Origin of the sequence: Anaerostipes faecis (assembly GCF_910574135.1) — a bacterium.
Classification (GTDB): Bacteria; Bacillota; Clostridia; order Lachnospirales; family Lachnospiraceae; genus Anaerostipes; species Anaerostipes hominis.
The window spans coordinates 127,999-145,578 of sequence record NZ_CAJSYK010000006.1 but is presented as its reverse complement, the minus strand read 5'-3'; the positions used below and the strand labels follow the sequence as shown (position 1 = coordinate 145,578).

14 protein-coding genes, 1 other RNA gene and 2 pseudogenes are annotated in these 17,580 nt (G+C 45.1%); 16 read left to right on the top strand and 1 reads right to left on the bottom strand.

The annotated features are described in order from the left end of the window. Nucleotides 1-758: 758 nt before the first annotated feature. The 16 genes and pseudogenes from QGT46_RS06335 to QGT46_RS06260 all read left to right on the top strand — a co-directional run. Nucleotides 759-969: pseudogene (locus QGT46_RS06335) on the top strand (tRNA wybutosine-synthesizing protein 3-like protein). Nucleotides 970-1,080: 111 nt separating this feature from the next. Further along, the gene (locus tag QGT46_RS06330; protein WP_148459808.1) at nucleotides 1,081-2,694 is read left to right on the top strand and encodes a recombinase family protein; all 1,614 of its coding nucleotides are present in this window, start codon (nucleotides 1,081-1,083) and stop codon (nucleotides 2,692-2,694) included. A gap of 167 nt (nucleotides 2,695-2,861) precedes the next feature. Beyond that, nucleotides 2,862-3,155, top strand: coding sequence for a hypothetical protein (locus QGT46_RS06325; RefSeq protein ID WP_051405227.1), 294 nt, complete (start codon nucleotides 2,862-2,864; stop codon nucleotides 3,153-3,155). A gap of 287 nt (nucleotides 3,156-3,442) precedes the next feature. Further along, entirely contained in the window at nucleotides 3,443-3,862 is a 420-nt protein-coding gene (queD, locus tag QGT46_RS06320; RefSeq protein WP_148459807.1) for a 6-carboxytetrahydropterin synthase QueD, read from the top strand. Nucleotides 3,863-3,864: 2 nt separating this feature from the next. After that, complete coding sequence (queE, locus tag QGT46_RS06315) at nucleotides 3,865-4,533, top strand: putative 7-carboxy-7-deazaguanine synthase QueE (RefSeq protein ID WP_148459806.1); 669 nt, start codon at nucleotides 3,865-3,867, stop codon at nucleotides 4,531-4,533. 6 nt (nucleotides 4,534-4,539) lie between these two features. Further along, nucleotides 4,540-5,127, top strand: a complete 588-nt coding sequence (gene folE, locus QGT46_RS06310) for a GTP cyclohydrolase I FolE (RefSeq protein ID WP_024727881.1) — start codon at nucleotides 4,540-4,542, stop codon at nucleotides 5,125-5,127. Between the two features lie 17 nt (nucleotides 5,128-5,144). Then, nucleotides 5,145-5,807 (top strand): 7-cyano-7-deazaguanine synthase QueC, encoded by a 663-nt coding sequence (queC, locus tag QGT46_RS06305; protein WP_024727880.1) that lies wholly within the window; start codon nucleotides 5,145-5,147, stop codon nucleotides 5,805-5,807. A gap of 163 nt (nucleotides 5,808-5,970) precedes the next feature. Continuing rightward, nucleotides 5,971-7,146: an iron-containing alcohol dehydrogenase gene (locus tag QGT46_RS06300; protein WP_024727879.1), complete on the top strand. Its 1,176-nt coding sequence runs from the start codon at nucleotides 5,971-5,973 to the stop codon at nucleotides 7,144-7,146. Between the two features lie 3 nt (nucleotides 7,147-7,149). After that, nucleotides 7,150-7,455, top strand: a complete 306-nt coding sequence (locus tag QGT46_RS17490; protein WP_148459810.1) for an NAD(P)H-dependent oxidoreductase — start codon at nucleotides 7,150-7,152, stop codon at nucleotides 7,453-7,455. A gap of 253 nt (nucleotides 7,456-7,708) precedes the next feature. Beyond that, on the top strand, nucleotides 7,709-12,241 hold the full coding sequence (gene gltB / locus QGT46_RS06290; protein WP_148459805.1) for a glutamate synthase large subunit: 4,533 nt from the start codon (nucleotides 7,709-7,711) through the stop codon (nucleotides 12,239-12,241). 12 nt (nucleotides 12,242-12,253) lie between these two features. Beyond that, entirely contained in the window at nucleotides 12,254-13,738 is a 1,485-nt protein-coding gene (locus QGT46_RS06285; protein ID WP_148459804.1) for a glutamate synthase subunit beta, read from the top strand. 109 nt (nucleotides 13,739-13,847) lie between these two features. After that, the gene (locus QGT46_RS06280) at nucleotides 13,848-14,399 is read left to right on the top strand and encodes a chromate transporter (RefSeq protein WP_148459803.1); all 552 of its coding nucleotides are present in this window, start codon (nucleotides 13,848-13,850) and stop codon (nucleotides 14,397-14,399) included. Further along, entirely contained in the window at nucleotides 14,396-14,974 is a 579-nt protein-coding gene (locus QGT46_RS06275) for a chromate transporter (protein ID WP_024727875.1), read from the top strand. The genes QGT46_RS06280 and QGT46_RS06275 overlap by 4 nt, the downstream gene beginning before the upstream one ends. Before the next feature lie 2 nt (nucleotides 14,975-14,976). Continuing rightward, nucleotides 14,977-15,567, top strand: coding sequence for a DUF5662 family protein (locus QGT46_RS06270; protein ID WP_148459802.1), 591 nt, complete (start codon nucleotides 14,977-14,979; stop codon nucleotides 15,565-15,567). Nucleotides 15,568-15,636: 69 nt separating this feature from the next. Further along, nucleotides 15,637-15,815, top strand: a non-coding RNA gene (gene ssrS, locus QGT46_RS06265) — 6S RNA. A gap of 648 nt (nucleotides 15,816-16,463) precedes the next feature. Next, nucleotides 16,464-16,703, top strand: a pseudogene (locus QGT46_RS06260) (group II intron reverse transcriptase/maturase); the annotation flags it as partial. A gap of 129 nt (nucleotides 16,704-16,832) precedes the next feature. Here QGT46_RS06260 and QGT46_RS06255 read toward each other — a convergent pair. Then, entirely contained in the window at nucleotides 16,833-17,576 is a 744-nt protein-coding gene (locus QGT46_RS06255) for a LytR/AlgR family response regulator transcription factor (RefSeq protein WP_148459801.1), read from the bottom strand. Between the last annotated feature and the right edge of the window lie 4 nt (nucleotides 17,577-17,580).

Here is a 17,580-nt window from a genome sequence, read left to right as displayed (position 1 = left end):
AATCTCAAAAGAAAAGCTGAAACAGGCAGGGCTTGTGAGTTGCTACGATTATTACATGGAACGTCATGCTTTGAAGTTATGTTGAACCGCCGTATGCCGAACGGCATGTACGGTGGTGTGAGAGGGGAGATTTAATCTCCCCTACTCGATTTCCTTTGAAAAATCTGCAACAAAACGGTTACTTGCGTACAGATATGGTGTGAGAAAAGGAAATCTAAACTTTTTTGAAAAATAGGTCATCAAATCGGTGGGTGCTGTCCCTATATGATGTGAAAAAAGAAAATATTTTCAGTTTCAACTTAACAATTCATGGTTTCCGTTCCCTATATGGAGCAAAGAAAGTAATTCATTCCATAGTTGGCAGTAATGGTATGGCGTGGGTAGTTAGGGTGTGAAAAGAAAAACTATCTTTTTTCATCATCAACTTAGCAAATGGAATTTTGCCGTACAGATAGTAGTGAAATGGGAATGATTTTCTTCTTTCGTGTTCTTTGACAACTGAATAAAGCAATTCAATACCTTTGACAGACAGCGAGCCGTGGAAACAAAGACGCCATGACCTTTCCCCTGCAAAAGCGAGCGAACCCTGTTTGTGTTCCTATAAAAGATTTGTCCTCTTTTACTGCCATGACCTGTCCTGTCAGATAATGATACTCCCGTACAGCCACAGTTTGAGCGTTAAGAGCGTCGCACGCAATGGGTACGGCTACATAAGAACTATGTAGAGGTGGAAGTCCTGTGGGCTATGACAAAAGCCGTTGAATTGCTTAGAAAAACTTTTACAGAAAGGGGGTATGTGTTATTGCTGATACTGTAAAAACAATTCAAAAGAAAAATAGCAAATGTGGCATTGGCAAAAGAGGAAAGACAAAGATTGTTATAAAAGAGCATTTTTCCGAAAAGGGAAAGACAATGGAAGAACTTCTAACTGATGTCATGCTGGAAAAAGTAAAACAGACAATCGCATAAAATCGGTGCAGTTGTGAGAAATAGATTGAATGACAAAAAGAACCCGTGCTATACTTTACTTGCAAGCAGGTATTGTAAACACGGGTTAGTTATAAAGGAGGATAACTGACAATGAAACAACAGATTTACAATACTGCACTTTATCTTAGGTTAAGCCGTGATGATGAATTACAGGGCGAAAGTTCCAGCATTACCACACAGAGAAGTATGTTGCGTCTATATGCAAAAGAACATCATTTGAATGTCATTGATGAATATATTGATGACGGCTGGTCGGGAACAAATTTTGAAAGACCGAGTTTTCAAAGAATGATTGAGGATATAGAGGCAGGAAAAATCAACTGTGTTGTAACGAAAGACCTTTCCCGACTTGGCAGAAACTATATTATGACAGGACAATATACAGAATTGTATTTCCCTAGTCATAATGTCCGTTACATAGCGATTGACGACGGTGTGGACAGCGAAAAAGGCGAAAGTGAGATTGCACCATTTAAGAACATCATCAATGAATGGGTGGCTAGAGATACAAGCCGTAAAGTGAAATCAGCATTTAAGACAAAATTTGCAGAGGGTGCGTATTATGGTGCTTATGCTCCGTTAGGATATAAGAAACACCCAGACATCAAAGGAAAATTGCTGGTTGATGAGGAAACGAAATGGATTATTGAAAAAATTTTTTCTTTAGCCTATCAAGGTTACGGAAGTGCAAAAATCACAAAGCAGTTAAGAGCAGAAGAAGTTCCTACACCTGCATGGCTGAATTTTACAAGATACGGTACTTTTGCACATATCTTTGAGGGACAGCCCGACAGTAAGCGTTATGAATGGACGATTGCTCATGTTAAGGCGATATTGAAGAACGAGGTTTATATTGGCAACAGCGTTCATAACCGACAATCAACTGTTTCTTTCAAAAGCAAGAAGAAAGTACGAAAGCCCGAAAGTGAATGGTTTCGGGTGGAAAATACTCACGAGCCTATTATAGACAAGGAAGTGTTCTATCGTGTGCAGGAGCAGATAAAATCAAGACGCAGACAGACAAAGGAAAAGGCAACGCCGATATTTGCAGGGCTTGTCAAGTGTGTGGATTGTGGCTGGTCTATGAGGTTTGCAACAAATACGGCAAACAAAACACCTTATAGTTATTACGCTTGCAGTTTCTACGGACAGTTTGGCAAAGGATATTGTTCTATGCACTATATCCGTTATGATGTGCTGTATCAAGCCGTATTGGAGCGTTTGCAGTATTGGGCTAAGGCAGTACAACAGGAGGAAGAAAAGGTCTTAAATAAGATACAAAAGGCTGGCAATGCGGAACGAATACGGGAAAAGAAGAAAAAGGCAAGTGCATTGAAGAAAGCCGAAAACCGACAAAATGAGATTGACCGTTTATTTGCGAAGATGTATGAAGATAGAGCCTGTGAGAAGATAACGGAACGAAACTTTGTTATGCTTTCCAGCAAATATCAGCAGGAGCAGATAGAACTGGAACAGCAGATAACCAACCTAAGAGAAGAATTAAGGAAAATGGAACAGGACATGATAGGTGCTGAAAAGTGGATTGAGTTAATCAAAGAATATTCCGTACCAAAGGAACTGACAGCACCGTTATTAAATGCAATGATAGAAAAAATCCTCATTCACGAAGCAACAACGAATGAGGATAACGAAAGAATACAGGAAATTGAGATATACTACCGATTTATCGGAAAAGTAGACTGATAAATAGAGTTCATATCTTTAACTAAGGGAAAGCGGGACTACAACACCGGAGATGAAGAAACTGATGGAATTGAGCAGAATTTTTCATATCAGCATGGATGAGTTGGTTGGAAATTCTGGTGCATCGGGAGAAAAGGAAGCAGTCTATGTGACTGTGAATCTCCACTATGAATAATAAAGCAAAAGGAATCATAGCCATTGGAAACTTTGCTGCTGGTCTTTTCTCCGTGGGTCTGCTCTCTGCGGGGCTGATTTCCATAGGAGAATGTGCTTTAGCCACCCACATTGCTGTGGGAGGTTATGTCAATGCGCACATAGTCATCGGAGGAGCTGCTGACGGAACATTTACTTTCACAGAAAAAGGGACGGCAGCCTGCGAAGAAATCAGACAAACGATCCTGAGGGAATATCCCCGTATATGGAAATTCTTGATCCGGTTATTTTCAGCAGCCATGAGGTGAAACAGAAGATAGAGAAGAAAACTTGGAATTTTTATTCCCTATTAATGAAAAGTGTGTTATACTCATTTAGTTATTGTAAATATGTCAGACAGTTCATTCGTACCATCCTGTCTTTAAACAAAACTAGGACAAAATAAGAGGATATGATCAGACATATTTCTTATGTCTTAGATGAATGCTTAGAGACACGGACACCGCGGGTGGCGTGTCTTTTACTGTTTCATGGGGTTCTTTTCGGAAGAAGGCCTGAAACAGCGGGAAATAGAAAACGAGAGAAAGGGATAAACATGTACCAGTTAAATACACATGCGTCTTTTGACTCCGCACATTTTCTGGCGGGATACGAGGGCAAGTGCAGAAATCTGCACGGACACCGGTGGAAACTGTCGGTGACGATCCAAAAGGAAAAAGTAGAAGAACAGGGCCAGACCAGGGGGATGGTCGTAGACTTCGGCGAATTAAAGGACAAGGTAAAAGAAATCGCAGACGAGTTTGACCATGCTCTGATCGTAGAAAAAGACACACTGAAGACCAAGACGATAGAGGCACTGAGAGAAGAAGATTTCCGGATTATTGAAGTTAAATTCCGCCCTACGGCAGAGAATTTTGCCAGATATTTTTATGACCGGATCAAACAGGACGGCTATGACGTTTCTTATGTGGAAGTATATGAGACGCCGAATAACCGTGCCATTTATGGAGAATAGCGATGGAAGTTTTTAAAATAGCAGAAAGCTTTGTGAGTATCAACGGCGAGGGGAAGAAGGCGGGCCGGCTTTCTATGTTCATTCGCCTTCGGGGATGTAATTTAAACTGTTCCTACTGCGATACCAAATGGGCCATCAGCAAAAAAGGTGAGGCGGATCTCATGACGGCTGCGGAAGTGGCGCAGATGGTAAAGGAGTCAGAAGCAGATCTGGTAACATTGACCGGGGGAGAACCTCTGCTGGATGAAAATATCAGCGAATTGATTGGAAGTATTTTGTCACTTCCAAAGACAGAACTGGAAATTGAAACGAACGGAAGTATTCCCATCCGCCCGTGGAGAGAGCGGGATGCGAGATTTTCGATGACGATGGACTATAAATTGCCCTCCAGCGGCATGGAGGAGTCCATGTGCCTTGAAAATATGGAAGAATTAAAGCCGTGGGATGTCGTAAAGTTTGTGATAGGGACAAGAGAAGATCTGGAGAAGGCAAAAGAAGTTATCGAACGGTTTTCTCTCTGTGAAAAGGCGATCGTGTATTTCAGTCCGGTTTTCGGTGCCATACCTCCGGATGAGATCGTGGAGTTTATGAAAGAACACAGGATGAATAAAGTCAGGTTTCAGATCCAGATCCATAAAGTTGTCTGGAATCCGGAGCGGAAGGGAGTCTAAGAAGCTATGGCAATCGATAAAGAAGCAGTCAAAAAACATATCAGAGGTATCCTGGAAGCGCTGGGGGATAATCCGGACCGGGAGGGTCTTAAGGAGACGCCGGACCGTGTGGCCAGGATGTATGAAGAAGTGTTTGAGGGGATGAATTACAGCAATGACCAGATTGCAGAAATGTACTCTAAAACCTTTGAGGACGATCTGTCTGTAAAAAATCATAAGGATATGGTCGTTGTAAAAGACATCGATATATTCAGCTACTGTGAACACCATCTGGCCCTTATGTACAATATGAAAGTCACTGTGGCATATCAGCCGAAAGAAAAGATTCTGGGACTGAGCAAGATCGCAAGGATCTGTGACATGGTCGGCAAAAGGCTTCAGCTCCAGGAACGGATCGGGTCAGATATCGCAGAGATCATCTCCAAAGTGGCAGGGACAGAGGATGTGGCTGTGCTCATCGAAGGAAATCACAGCTGTATGAGCGCCAGGGGCATTAAGAAAAATCAGGCAAAGACCATTACATCTACGTTGAGAGGGAAGTTTGAAAATGACTCTGCCATGGAGAACCGCTTTTATATGCTCGCAGAAAGATAAGAGGAGGAAAGAAAACTATGTCAAAACCGACAAAAGCAGTTGTAGTATTCAGTGGGGGACAGGACAGTACCACCTGTCTGTTCTGGGCAAAGAAAAAATATGAAGAAGTTATCGCACTTTCTTTTAATTACGGACAGAAGCATTCGGATGAATTAATTTGTGCCAAAGAAATCTGCAAAAAATATGGCGTAGAGCATCATATTCTGGATATGGCCCTCTTAAACCAGCTGGCGCCCAACTCATTGACGAGGGCAGATATTGAGGTGGACAAAGAGGCGCCTGAAACGGGTACGCCGAATTCCTTTGTAGACGGAAGGAATATGCTGTTTCTTACCTTTGCGGCAGTATTTGCAAAGCAGAGAGATATCCATGTACTGGTGACCGGCGTGTCCCAGAGCGATTTCAGCGGATATCCGGACTGCAGACATGTATTTATTACGTCTCTGGAAACGACGCTGACTCTGGCGATGGATTACGAGTTTGAAGTGATTACGCCTCTCATGTGGATCGACAAAAAAGAAACATGGAAAATGGCCGATGATCTGGGAGTATTTGATGTGATAAGACATGAAACACTGACCTGCTATAATGGAGTCAGGGGGGACGGATGCGGAGAATGTCCTGCGTGCAGACTCAGAAGGCGGGGGATGGAAGCCTATCTTTCGGAGCGAAAGAAATAAAGAACAAATGTCAATGTCATATAGTCAATATTAGAACATTTGTGTGAGTGTGTTTTTGTTGCAGATTTTTATTGATAAAACATTAACAAAGCAGTACAATAAGAATGTAACCATTGGTCAGGGTTGTCAACATTTCAATCCTCTGCAGCAAAGGAGATAACGTATGGGAAGATTTACACTACCTAGAGATTTATACTTTGGAAAAGGATCGCTTGAGTCACTGAAGACATTGGATGGAAAAAAAGCTGTTTTGGTACTCGGCGGCGGTTCTATGAAACGTTTTGGATTTGTAGACCAGGTTGTCGATTATTTAAAAGAAGCAGGAGTTGAGACAAAATTAATTGAAGGTGTAGAACCGGACCCTTCTGTAGAGACCGTGTTTAAAGGCGCAGAGGTCATGAGAGACTTTGAGCCGGACTGGATTATTGCGATGGGAGGAGGATCTCCGATCGACGCTGCGAAGGCAATGTGGATCTTCTATGAGCATCCGGAAACTACATTTGACGATGTAAAAGATCCGTTTACAGTTCCTCCGCTCAGGAATAAAGCCAAATTCCTTGCGATCCCGTCAACATCAGGAACAGCTACCGAAGTGACGGCATTTTCTGTTATCACAGATTACAGTTCAGGAATCAAATATCCGCTGGCAGACTTTGAGATCACACCGGATATTGCAATCGTAGATCCTGCATTGGCGGAGACGATGCCTCCGAAACTGACTTCCTATACAGGAATGGATGCACTGACTCATGCCATTGAAGCATATGTGGCAGGACTTCATTCTCCGTTCTCAGATCCGCTGGCATTAGAAGCTATTGAGATGGTGTTTGACAACTTAAAAGCTTCCTACGAAGGGGATATGACAGCCCGTGAGAATATGCACTATGCACAGTGCCTCGCAGGAATGGCATTCTCCAATGCACTTTTGGGAATCGTACACTCTTTGGCTCATAAGACAGGAGCCGTCTTTGATACCGGACATATCACACATGGATGTGCAAATGCCATCTACCTGCCGTATGTGATCCAGTTTAACGCGAAGGTTTGTGAGGAACGCTATGCAGCTATCGCAAGAAGGATCGGCCTTCCTGGAAATTCCGATAAGGCATTGACTCTTTCACTGATCGAGGCGATCCGCGAGATGAATAAGAAATTAAACATTGTTTCCAATCTGAAAGATTTTGGAATTAATGAAGAAGAATTTAATCAGAAGAAGAGGATGATCGCAGAGCGCGCCGTGGCAGACGCATGTACGGGATCTAATCCGAGAGAGACTTCCACAGATGACATGGAAAAAGTTTTGGAATGCATCTACTACGGAAAAGATGTAACATTTTAATAAATATACATAATCGAGGCCGGGACAGTTTATGTCCCGGCTGTTCCTTTCCTTGTAAGAAGAAGCTGGGCAGCAAACATAATTTGTGATGGAGAATCAGTCGATTCTATTCTTGCATCTGATAAAATAATATTGGCTGCGCCCATTTATAGTTGGTCGTGTCCAGAACCTGTGAAAGCCTTGCTTGATCGGCTTGTATACGAAGGTATGCCGTCAGAACGTGATTTGGGATACAATAGTGGATTTATCAGTGATAATAAAACTGATAGAGCAAGAGCATTTGCCCAAAATTTATTGAATAGATGTTAGTGATTCTTATTGCAGCAAAACGGCGCTGTGCTGCGATTGTTTACTGAACAGAACTTCTTTTCAGTCTTGAACTGGAGATTTTATTTTGTATAATAATCTGATAATTATAGATTGTAATTTAAATTTTCAAATAATCAGAAAACTTAAGAAAAAAATGCTTTACAAGTTAGATATATTTTTGTATGATAGATTCCAACAAAGAAATTCTACAAAAAATAACATTTCGAAACTGCTGAATGAAAGGAAGAGATTTATGACGATCAAAAGAGACAACACACCCGGGTTATACGATTCCAGCTTTGAGCATGACAACTGCGGGATCGGTGCCTGTGTCAATATCAAGGGAATCAAAAGTCATACTACAGTCGACAATGCATTAAAGATTGTTGAGACACTGGAACACCGGGCCGGAAAAGATGCGGCAGGGGAGACCGGAGATGGTGTCGGCATTATGCTCCAGATTTCCCATAAGTTTTTTGAAAAGGCATGTAAAGAGTCCGGCATCGGAATTGGAGGAGAGAGGGAATATGGAGTTGGAATGTTCTTTTTTCCCAATGATGAACTGAAAGTACAGCAGGCCAAAAAGATGTTTGAGATCATCGTGGAAAAGGAAGGCATGAAGTTCCTCGGATGGAGAGAAGTGCCGACCGACAGTACGGTTTTGGGCAAAAAAGCCATTGAATGTATGCCGAAGATTCTCCAGGCATTTATCGAAAAGCCGGAGGATGTGGAGAAAGGATTAGAGTTTGACCGCAGGCTATACATTGTCCGGAAAGTATTTGAACAGAGCAATGAAGAGACCTTTGTGATTTCCCTGTCCAGCAGGACTATCGTATATAAGGGAATGTTCCTTGTGGGACAGCTCAGAACATTTTTTAAAGACCTTCAGGACCCGGGCTATGAATCTGCAATCGCCCTCGTTCATTCACGTTTCAGTACGAACACGACTCCGAGCTGGGAGAAAGCGCATCCGTACCGGTTCATCGTACATAACGGTGAGATCAACACGATCCGCGGAAATGCAGATAAGATGCTGGCCAGAGAGGAAAATATGGAGTCTAAGTTCCTGAAGGGCCAGATGCATAAGGTAATCCCGGTGGTCAATCCAAACGGGTCCGACTCCGCACGGCTTGATAATACCCTGGAATTCCTTGTGATGAGCGGAATGGCCCTGCCGCACGCGATCATGATCACGATACCGGAACCTTGGGAAAACAATAAAGTCATCAGCCAGAAGAAAAGGGATTTTTACCAGTATTATGCGACGATGATGGAGCCGTGGGACGGACCGGCCTCCATTCTGTTCACCGACGGTGACCAGGTAGGAGCCGTGCTCGACCGAAACGGCCTGCGCCCTTCCAGATACTACATCACAGATGATGATCAGCTGATCTTATCTTCTGAGATCGGAGTCCTGGATATCGACCCTACCAAGATCCTCGTGAAAGAACGGCTTCGTCCCGGAAAGATGCTCCTGGTGGATACGGTCAGGGGCGAAGTCATCGATGATGATGTGGTTAAGGAATCTTATGCGGGAAAAGAGCCGTACGGAGAATGGCTTGACAGTAACCTCACAGAACTCAAGGATTTAAAGATCCCAAATCTTCCGGTGCCGTCTTATGAGACAGAGCAGAGAGAAAAACTTTTAAAGGCATTCGGATATTCTTATGAGGAAGTAAAAACTGCCATTCAGCCTATGGCGTTAAGCGGCTCAGAGGCTATCGCGGCCATGGGTACGGATTCTCCGCTGGCGGTTCTCTCAAAGAAGCATCAGCCTCTGTTTAACTATTTTAAACAGCTGTTTGCACAGGTAACCAATCCGCCGATCGACGCGATCAGAGAAGAACTTGTGACTTCCACCACTATTTATGTCGGAAAAGACGGAAATATCCTGGAAGAGAAACCGGATAACTGCCAGGTGCTGAAAGTCCACAATCCAATTCTTACGGACACAGATCTGCTGAAGATCAAATATATGAAGAGAGAAGGCTTTCAGGTAGCGGAGCTTCCGATCATTTATTATAAAAATACATCCCTGGAGAAGGCGCTGGACCGCTTGTTTGTTGAGGCAGACCGTGCTTACAGGGACGGAGCAAATATCATTATCCTGTCTGACAGGGGAGTGGATGAAAACCATGTGGCGATCCCATCCCTGCTTGCTGTATCTGCCATGCACCAGCATCTGATCAAGACAAAAAAACGGACTTCCGTGGCTCTGATCCTTGAGAGCGGAGAGCCGAGAGAGGTTCATCATTTTGCCACGCTGCTCGGATATGGAGCTTGTGCGGTGAATCCATATCTGGCACTGCAGGCCATCCGGAAGCTGATCGACGATGACCTGCTTCACAAGGATTATTATGCGGCTGTGGAAGACTATACAAACGCAGTCCTTCACGGAATCGTAAAAATTGCATCCAAGATGGGGATCTCCACGATCCAGTCTTATCAGGGATCTCAGATTTTTGAGGCCATCGGCATTGACTCTAAAGTGATTGATAAGTATTTTACCAATACAGTCAGCCGTGTGGAAGGAATCACCCTAAAGGATATCGAAGAAGATGTAGACATCAGACATTCATCTGCATTTGACCCGCTGGGACTGGAAAATGACCTGATGCTGGAGAGCACAGGCAGCCATAAATTCAGAAGCGGAAAGGAACAGCATCTTTATAATCCGCAGACGATCCACACGCTCCAGATGGCGGCGAGAACAGGAAATTACGAGACCTTTAAAAAGTATACCCACATGATCGATGAGGAATTAGAGCCCGGAAATTTAAGAGGCCTGATGGAGTTTAACTATCCCTCAAAGGGAATACCTATGGATAAGGTTGAGAGTGTGGATTCCATTGTAAAGAGATTTAAGACAGGAGCCATGTCTTACGGTTCTATCTCAGGAGAGGCCCATGAGACACTGGCTATCGCCATGAATATGCTGGGCGGCAAGTCCAACAGCGGAGAGGGTGGTGAACGCCCGGAACGGCTGGCTGTGGGAAGAGACGGAAAGAACCGCTGTTCTGCCATCAAACAGGTGGCATCCGGAAGGTTCGGAGTGACCAGCGAGTACCTTGTAAGTGCGAAGGAAATCCAGATCAAGATGGCCCAGGGAGCAAAACCGGGAGAAGGGGGGCACCTCCCCGGAAAGAAGGTTTACCCGTGGATTGCAAAGACCCGTCATTCAACGGCGGGAGTGGGGCTGATTTCACCTCCGCCGCATCACGATATTTATTCTATCGAGGACTTGGCACAGCTGATCTATGACTGCAAAAATGCCAACAGAGATGCAAGGATTTCCGTGAAGCTTGTTTCCGAAGCGGGAGTCGGTACGGTCGCATCTGGTGTCGCAAAGGCCGGGGCCCAGGTTATTCTGATCTCCGGTTATGACGGAGGTACGGGAGCCGCACCGAGAAACTCTATTTACAACGCCGGGCTTCCGTGGGAGCTGGGGCTTGCTGAGGCGCACCAGAACCTGATCATGAACAATTTAAGGAACAAGGTTGTACTGGAAACAGATGGAAAGCTTATGAGCGGAAGGGATGTGGCCATCGCCGCCATGCTTGGTGCAGAAGAGTTTGGGTTCGCAACGGCGCCGCTTGTGACGCTGGGATGCGTAATGATGCGTGTCTGCAATCTGGATACCTGCCCTGTGGGTGTTGCGACACAGAATCCGGAGCTCCGTAAGCGGTTTGCCGGTAAACCGGAATATGTGGTCAATTTCATGCGGTTTATAGCACAGGAGCTGAGAGAATATATGGCGAAACTGGGCGTGGCCACCATCGATGAGCTGGTTGGACGCACAGATTTGTTAAAGCCGACAAAAGAGACACAAGACAGACACATTGATCTGTCAAGAATCCTGGATACTTCCTATGCCAAGGCAGAAAAGATTGATTACACCCATAAGAAAGTCTATGATTTTAAGCTGGATAAAGTGGCGGACGAGACGGTTCTTCTGAAAAAACTGAAACCCGCACTTGAGAAAAAACAGAGAAAGAGCATCGAACTGGATGTCACAAACATCGACCGTACGTTTGGTACGATCTTCGGGTCCGAGATCACCAGGCGATGGGGAGAAAACACGCTGCCTGACGACATGTACACGGTAAAATGCAGTGGTGCGGGCGGACAGAGCTTCGGGGCATTTATCCCGAAAGGCCTCACACTGGAGCTTGTCGGGGACAGTAACGACTACTTTGGAAAAGGGCTGTCCGGAGGAAAGCTGGTGGTATATCCACCGGCCGGCGTCAAGTTTAAACCGGAAGAAAACATCATTGTCGGAAATGTGGCCCTCTACGGGGCTACCAGCGGCAAAGCATTTATCAATGGAGTCGCGGGAGAGCGGTTCTGTGTCAGAAATTCCGGGGCTGCTGCCGTAGTGGAAGGCGTGGGTGATCACGGATGTGAATATATGACCGGAGGCCGTGTCTTAGTCCTGGGTGAGACAGGAAAGAATTTTGCGGCAGGCATGAGCGGTGGTATCGCCTATGTCTTAGATGAGGACAGTTCCCTTTATATGAATGTCAACAAGGAGATGGTGACCATCGAAAATATCACCTCCAAATACGATGTGCTTGAAGTCAAAGAAATGCTGAAAGAACATGTGGCTTATACCAATTCCGAAAAAGGAAAGAAGATCCTCAGAAACTTTGAAGAATTCCTGCCGAAGTTTAAAAAGATCATGCCGGTAGACTATAAACGGATGCTGAATCTGATCGTACAGATGGAAGAGCGGGGACTCAGCAGTGAGCAGGCGCAGATCGAAGCATTTTATGAGAACGCTAAGTAGGAGGACAGACGAATGGGAAAACCAACTGGATTTATAGATTACGAGAGAAAAGACGCGAGGGCGGAGGAGCCCAGAGAGAGAATCAAACATTATAATGAATTCCACATTCCTCTCCCGACTGAAGAGCAGCAGAGACAGGGAGCCAGATGCATGGACTGCGGTGTACCGTTCTGTCAGTCAGGACTGATGCTTGGCGGCATGGCGTCCGGGTGTCCGCTGAATAATCTGGTGCCGGAGTGGAACGACCTGATTTATACAGGAAACTGGGAACAGGCATTTGAGAGGCTTAAGAAGACCAATCCGTTTCCGGAGTTTACAGGCAGGGTCTGCCCTGCTCTCTGTGAGGCGGCCTGTACCTGCGGTCTCAACGGGGAGCCGGTCTGCTCCAAGCAGAATGAGCTGAGCATTATTGAATACGGCTATGCCAACGGACTTGCGGATGCAAAACCGCCAAAGAGCAGGACCGGGAAAAAGGTTGCTGTAATCGGTTCCGGACCCGCCGGGCTTTCGGCGGCCAATTCGCTGAACAAGAGAGGACATCAGGTTACGGTCTATGAACGTTCAGACAGGGTCGGCGGACTGATGATGTACGGTATTCCAAATATGAAGCTGGAAAAGCAGATCGTGGACCGGAAGATCAAAATCATGGAGGAAGAAGGCATTATATTTAAGACGAATACGGATGTGGGAAAGGATGTCAAGGCGGAACAGCTGAAAAAAGAATACGACAGCATTATCCTGGCATGCGGTTCCTCCCATCCGAGAGACATCGAAGTTCCGGGAAGGGATGCCAAAGGCATTTATTTCGCCGTAGACTTCCTGAAATCCACCACGAAAGCACTGCTGGACAGCGGACTGAAAGACAACACTTACATCAGTGCCAAAGGGAAGAACGTCATGGTCATCGGAGGCGGCGACACGGGAAATGACTGTGTGGGAACATCCATCCGCCACGGGGCCAAGAGTGTCATCCAGCTGGAGATGATGCCGAAACTCCCGGATGAGCGCACAGAGAACAATCCGTGGCCGGAGTGGCCGAGAGTCTGCAAGACAGACTACGGTCAGGAGGAAGCCATCGCTTTATTCGGCCATGATCCGAGAACTTATCAGACAACAGTGAAAGAATTTAAGAAAAACAAAAAGGGTGATGTATCGAAAGCCGTTATCGTAAAGCTTGAAAGTAAAAAGGATGAGAAAACCGGTCGGATGACAATGGCGGAGGTCCCTGGAACAGAGAAAGAAATTTCGGTGGATCTTGTGCTGATCGCTGCCGGGTTCCTCGGAAGTGAATCCTATGTGACCGACGCATTCGGCGTAAAACTCAATGAACGTACCAATGTAGCCACAGAGCCGGACTCTTTTTGCACCAATGTTAAAAATGTATTTACCGCGGGAGATATGCACCGGGGCCAGTCACTGGTCGTGTGGGCAATCCGCGAAGGACGGGAAGCGGCGAGAGAAGTCGACCTTCAGATGATGGGATATACAAACCTGTAATATGTTTTACATTTCCGGAGACGAAGCCAGTTTGGTTTTGTCTCTGGTTTTTTTCGCATTTTTTCCGTATAATAAAAAGAAAACTTAATGGGAAGGACGGATCAGCGAGTTGGAAGAATATAAAGAACTGTTTTTAACCTTTTTTAAAATGGGTGCATTTACATTCGGCGGAGGCTACGCCATGCTCCCGATGATCGAACGGGAGGTTGTTCAAAATAAAGGCTGGGCGACGAGTGAAGAAGTCATGGATTATTTTGCGGTAGGACAGTGTACGCCCGGAGTCATCGCTGTCAATACCTCCACGTTTATTGGATACAAACTGAAGGGTATCAGAGGAGGTATCACGGCGACATTAGGGTTTACAGCCCCATCATTGATTATTATCATGCTCATCGCAGCTTTTATGACCAATTTCAGTGACCTAAAAGCGGTGCAGAGTGCATTTTGGGGCATTCGGGTCTGTGTCTGTGTTCTGATGATCAACAGTATCAAGAAGATGGTAAAAGGCGGAGTCGTGGACTGGCTGACGGGTATGATATTTGCGGCCACATTTTTCGGCATGGTATTTTTCATGAGTAATCCTGTGATTTATGTAATCATCGGCGCTGTTTTAGGACTTTTGCTCTGCGGGAAAGTGCGGAGAGGAGGAGATAGAAAATGATCCTTCTAAAGCTGTTCATTGAATTTTTTAAGACCGGACTCTTTGCGCTTGGGGGCGGGCTTGCCACACTTCCGTTCCTTTACAGCATGGCGGACCGTTTTCACTGGTTTACCCACGCAGATATTGTAAATATGCTGGCAATTTCCGAGTCTACGCCGGGAGCCATCGGCGTCAACATGTCGACTTATTCGGGATTTCATATCGCAGGTATCCCCGGAAGCCTGATCGCCACATTCGGCCTTGTGCTGCCGTCGGTGGTCATTATCATCCTCGTTGCCAGAGTGCTGGAAAGTTTTAAAAACAACCGTCTTGTGGAGGCAGGATTTTACGGCATCCGTCCGGTGGTGGCCGGATTAATCTGCGCGGCGACTCTGTCTGTGTTTCAGGTGGCGTTTTTAAAAGATGGTGAACTGGATCTTCATAAAATAGTTTCTTCCATTGACTTTAAATCTGTGATTCTTTTTGTTATATTATATATGATAAATAAAGTAGCAGAGAAACGTGGGAAATCCATACATCCGATTTTCCTGATCGTGTTGTCGGGATGTATCGGGATTGCCGTGCTGGGAGCTTGATTATGCATATTTTAGGACACTTTAAGACAATTACAAAACATAAAATCCTTGTGGCCAAAGGCTGTTTTAAGGTGGGACTTTACTACCAGGGTATCATGCACGATATGTCAAAGTATTCTCCGACGGAATTTATTCCGGGGGCGAAATACTACCAGGGAAATCAAAGCCCTAACAACATCGAAAGAAGAAAATATGGGATATCCAGGGCATGGCTGCACCATAAAGGGAGGAACAGGCATCATTTTGAGTATTGGATCGATTACAGCCTGAATCCTGACGCTAAGGGCCTGGTAGGAATGAAAATTCCGAAAAAATATATGGCGGAAATGTTAGTGGACAGAATCAGCGCCGGGAAAATCTACAAAAAGAATGATTTTACGAAAGAGAGTCCTCTGGAGTATTTTAATAACGGAATCGGGGCATTGATCATGCATGAGGCTTCCAAAGATTATCTGATGATGCTGTTGACAATGTATGCTGAAAAAGGAGAGAAGGAGACATTTCGCTATTTGAAAAGAGACTTGAAAGAGGACATCAGCGGCTATGACCGTATTTCTCCTTTTGAGAAAACAGGCCCGGTGTCGATTGGCTAGAATTTCATGTATGTACTTCTTGAAACTCTCACATACTTCATGTATAATAACTTGTAAAGAAACGGAATAAACGGCCTGGGGTGTTCGATAACGCCTGCTATTTTGAACCTACAACTATTTGAACGGGATTCCGAATATCCGGCTGGATATCAAGCCACAACACGGTGGAAGGTAGAAGGCAGGATGAGGAAACCCACCTAGCTGTGGCTAGGAGTCAAAATTGCGGGGAACGGCATCTTGGGCATAACAAAAGATAAGTTAAAGAGACTGCAGGCTGAGCCGGCAGTCTCTTTTGAGTTTGCGCGCCATGGGCGCACTCTAACGGGGGAAAGTCCCGAACATGCCCGGGTAGTGGGAAATGTATAGCCGAACAGCAAGGGTGTCCATCGTGAGATGGAATCTGAAGGAAGCTGAAAGCAAACCTCCGGTTCGACGGACAGAAATCGCATATAAGGCTGGACTCTGAGAGATAAGTTGGCTCAAAGCAACAAAGTCTAATAACTATCACATTTGTAGGAGTAAAGTAAATGCGGCGGATATATGGAGGGAAAGAGCGTGCACCTTAAGCGTGGAGGTCTCACAGAGGTTTCATTAGCCTAATAACAACGAACTGTGAGAATTCAGCAGAGCCCATAGTAGTGAAGAAGTTGCTGTAACGGAAATGGAGCGAAGGGGTGAACAGTCAATCAGTTTTAGTAGAGTCTGGATTGCAGAAGAGACAACATCTGCCGTAACCAATCGGGGAAAGGGTGGTCAATTCAAGCGAGACGGGAATCTGTTTGCGCACTGGAAGTTTGGAATACTGCCATCGGCCGGATAATGGGAGCTGTATGAGCTGAGAGGTTCACGTACAGTTCTGAGAGGGACTTAGGGGGAGGTTCCCTGGGTCTACTTACTGTATTGTTATGGTAGGAAGTGAAATGTCGGCAAAGCGAGTAATGAGAAATCTCACAAAGTTTATTGAAGAGAAACTAGGGCTTAAATACCTCGGCTTTGGGTTCTGCTTTGACAGCAGGGCACATCAATTCAAGGCAAAACCACACGCAAAATCGATAGCAAAGTTCAAGGCGAGCATGAAGAAACTGACTTGCCGTAGTTGGGGAGTAAGCAATTCCTATAAGGTGAAGAAGCTCAATGCAGAGAGTCCTGACGTATCGTGATCCGCGCAGGCGGCAATATTGATGATCATAAGACTTAAAACAGGGCGTCATCATATAAACAGGACTTTTGTACATTGTTAAGATAAGGGTGCAAAAGTCCTTGTTTTATTTGACAGACAGACTGGAAGAATTGATGGAAAAAAACGGATAAGTCTCCCTGCGAACATGGTCAAGATAAATCTGGCCGATGGGGACGGGAGTTTCGTGGCCTGTCAGGAAGATATTTTCCTTATCCGCATCTAAAATATAGGAGAGGTTTACGATGTAAGAACGGTGGACACGGATAAAACCTTTGTTTTTAACAGACTGTTCTATGATATTGAGTTTGGAATAGAATTCAAAACTCCGGTCTTTAAAATGTACAACCACGAGGCGTCCGAGAGTCTCAAAATGAGAAATATCGGAAAGCTGAATGCACTGGAACGTGGTCCGGTTTTTACAGACGATATACGGCTTCTTTTTTTGCTTGAAAACCGAGTAAGCATTGAGAAAGACAGATTCGCCCCTGATAAAGTTCAGCTTTGACTTGATGATGTAATTGAAAGGGTAAGCGGCAAAGCAGTCACTGGCACATTCCGCGCGGACTCCGAGAAAGATCACGAGTCCCCACGGATCATACTCGTGGATACGGAGAACCGTGTCAATCCCGCTTATGTCTTTCAGTCCGGCTTCAACAAAATAAAGATCAAAAAAGTGGTTTGGGTTCTCTAAGTAAGCAAGAAACTCCTCACCCGAAGAAAATGCCCGAATACTGACAGGGATCTGATGTCTCTCGGCGATCAACTCAAAAAGTTCTATGTACTTATGCAGTGTTGCGGGAGTATCATCACAAAAGCAGATTGAAAACATAATA

What these genes read in the sequence shown, in the direction of transcription:
- QGT46_RS06330 (WP_148459808.1), top strand. Translation starts at nt 1,081, where the DNA reads ATGAAACAACAGATTTACAATACTGCACTTTATCTTAGGTTAAGCCGT.
- QGT46_RS06325 (WP_051405227.1), top strand. Translation starts at nt 2,862, where the DNA reads ATGAATAATAAAGCAAAAGGAATCATAGCCATTGGAAACTTTGCTGCT.
- queD (WP_148459807.1), top strand. Translation starts at nt 3,443, where the DNA reads ATGTACCAGTTAAATACACATGCGTCTTTTGACTCCGCACATTTTCTG.
- queE (WP_148459806.1), top strand. Translation starts at nt 3,865, where the DNA reads ATGGAAGTTTTTAAAATAGCAGAAAGCTTTGTGAGTATCAACGGCGAG.
- folE (WP_024727881.1), top strand. Translation starts at nt 4,540, where the DNA reads ATGGCAATCGATAAAGAAGCAGTCAAAAAACATATCAGAGGTATCCTG.
- queC (WP_024727880.1), top strand. Translation starts at nt 5,145, where the DNA reads ATGTCAAAACCGACAAAAGCAGTTGTAGTATTCAGTGGGGGACAGGAC.
- QGT46_RS06300 (WP_024727879.1), top strand. Translation starts at nt 5,971, where the DNA reads ATGGGAAGATTTACACTACCTAGAGATTTATACTTTGGAAAAGGATCG.
- gltB (WP_148459805.1), top strand. Translation starts at nt 7,709, where the DNA reads ATGACGATCAAAAGAGACAACACACCCGGGTTATACGATTCCAGCTTT.
- QGT46_RS06285 (WP_148459804.1), top strand. Translation starts at nt 12,254, where the DNA reads ATGGGAAAACCAACTGGATTTATAGATTACGAGAGAAAAGACGCGAGG.
- QGT46_RS06275 (WP_024727875.1), top strand. Translation starts at nt 14,396, where the DNA reads ATGATCCTTCTAAAGCTGTTCATTGAATTTTTTAAGACCGGACTCTTT.
- QGT46_RS06270 (WP_148459802.1), top strand. Translation starts at nt 14,977, where the DNA reads ATGCATATTTTAGGACACTTTAAGACAATTACAAAACATAAAATCCTT.
- QGT46_RS06255 (WP_148459801.1), bottom strand. Translation starts at nt 17,576, where the DNA reads ATGTTTTCAATCTGCTTTTGTGATGATACTCCCGCAACACTGCATAAG.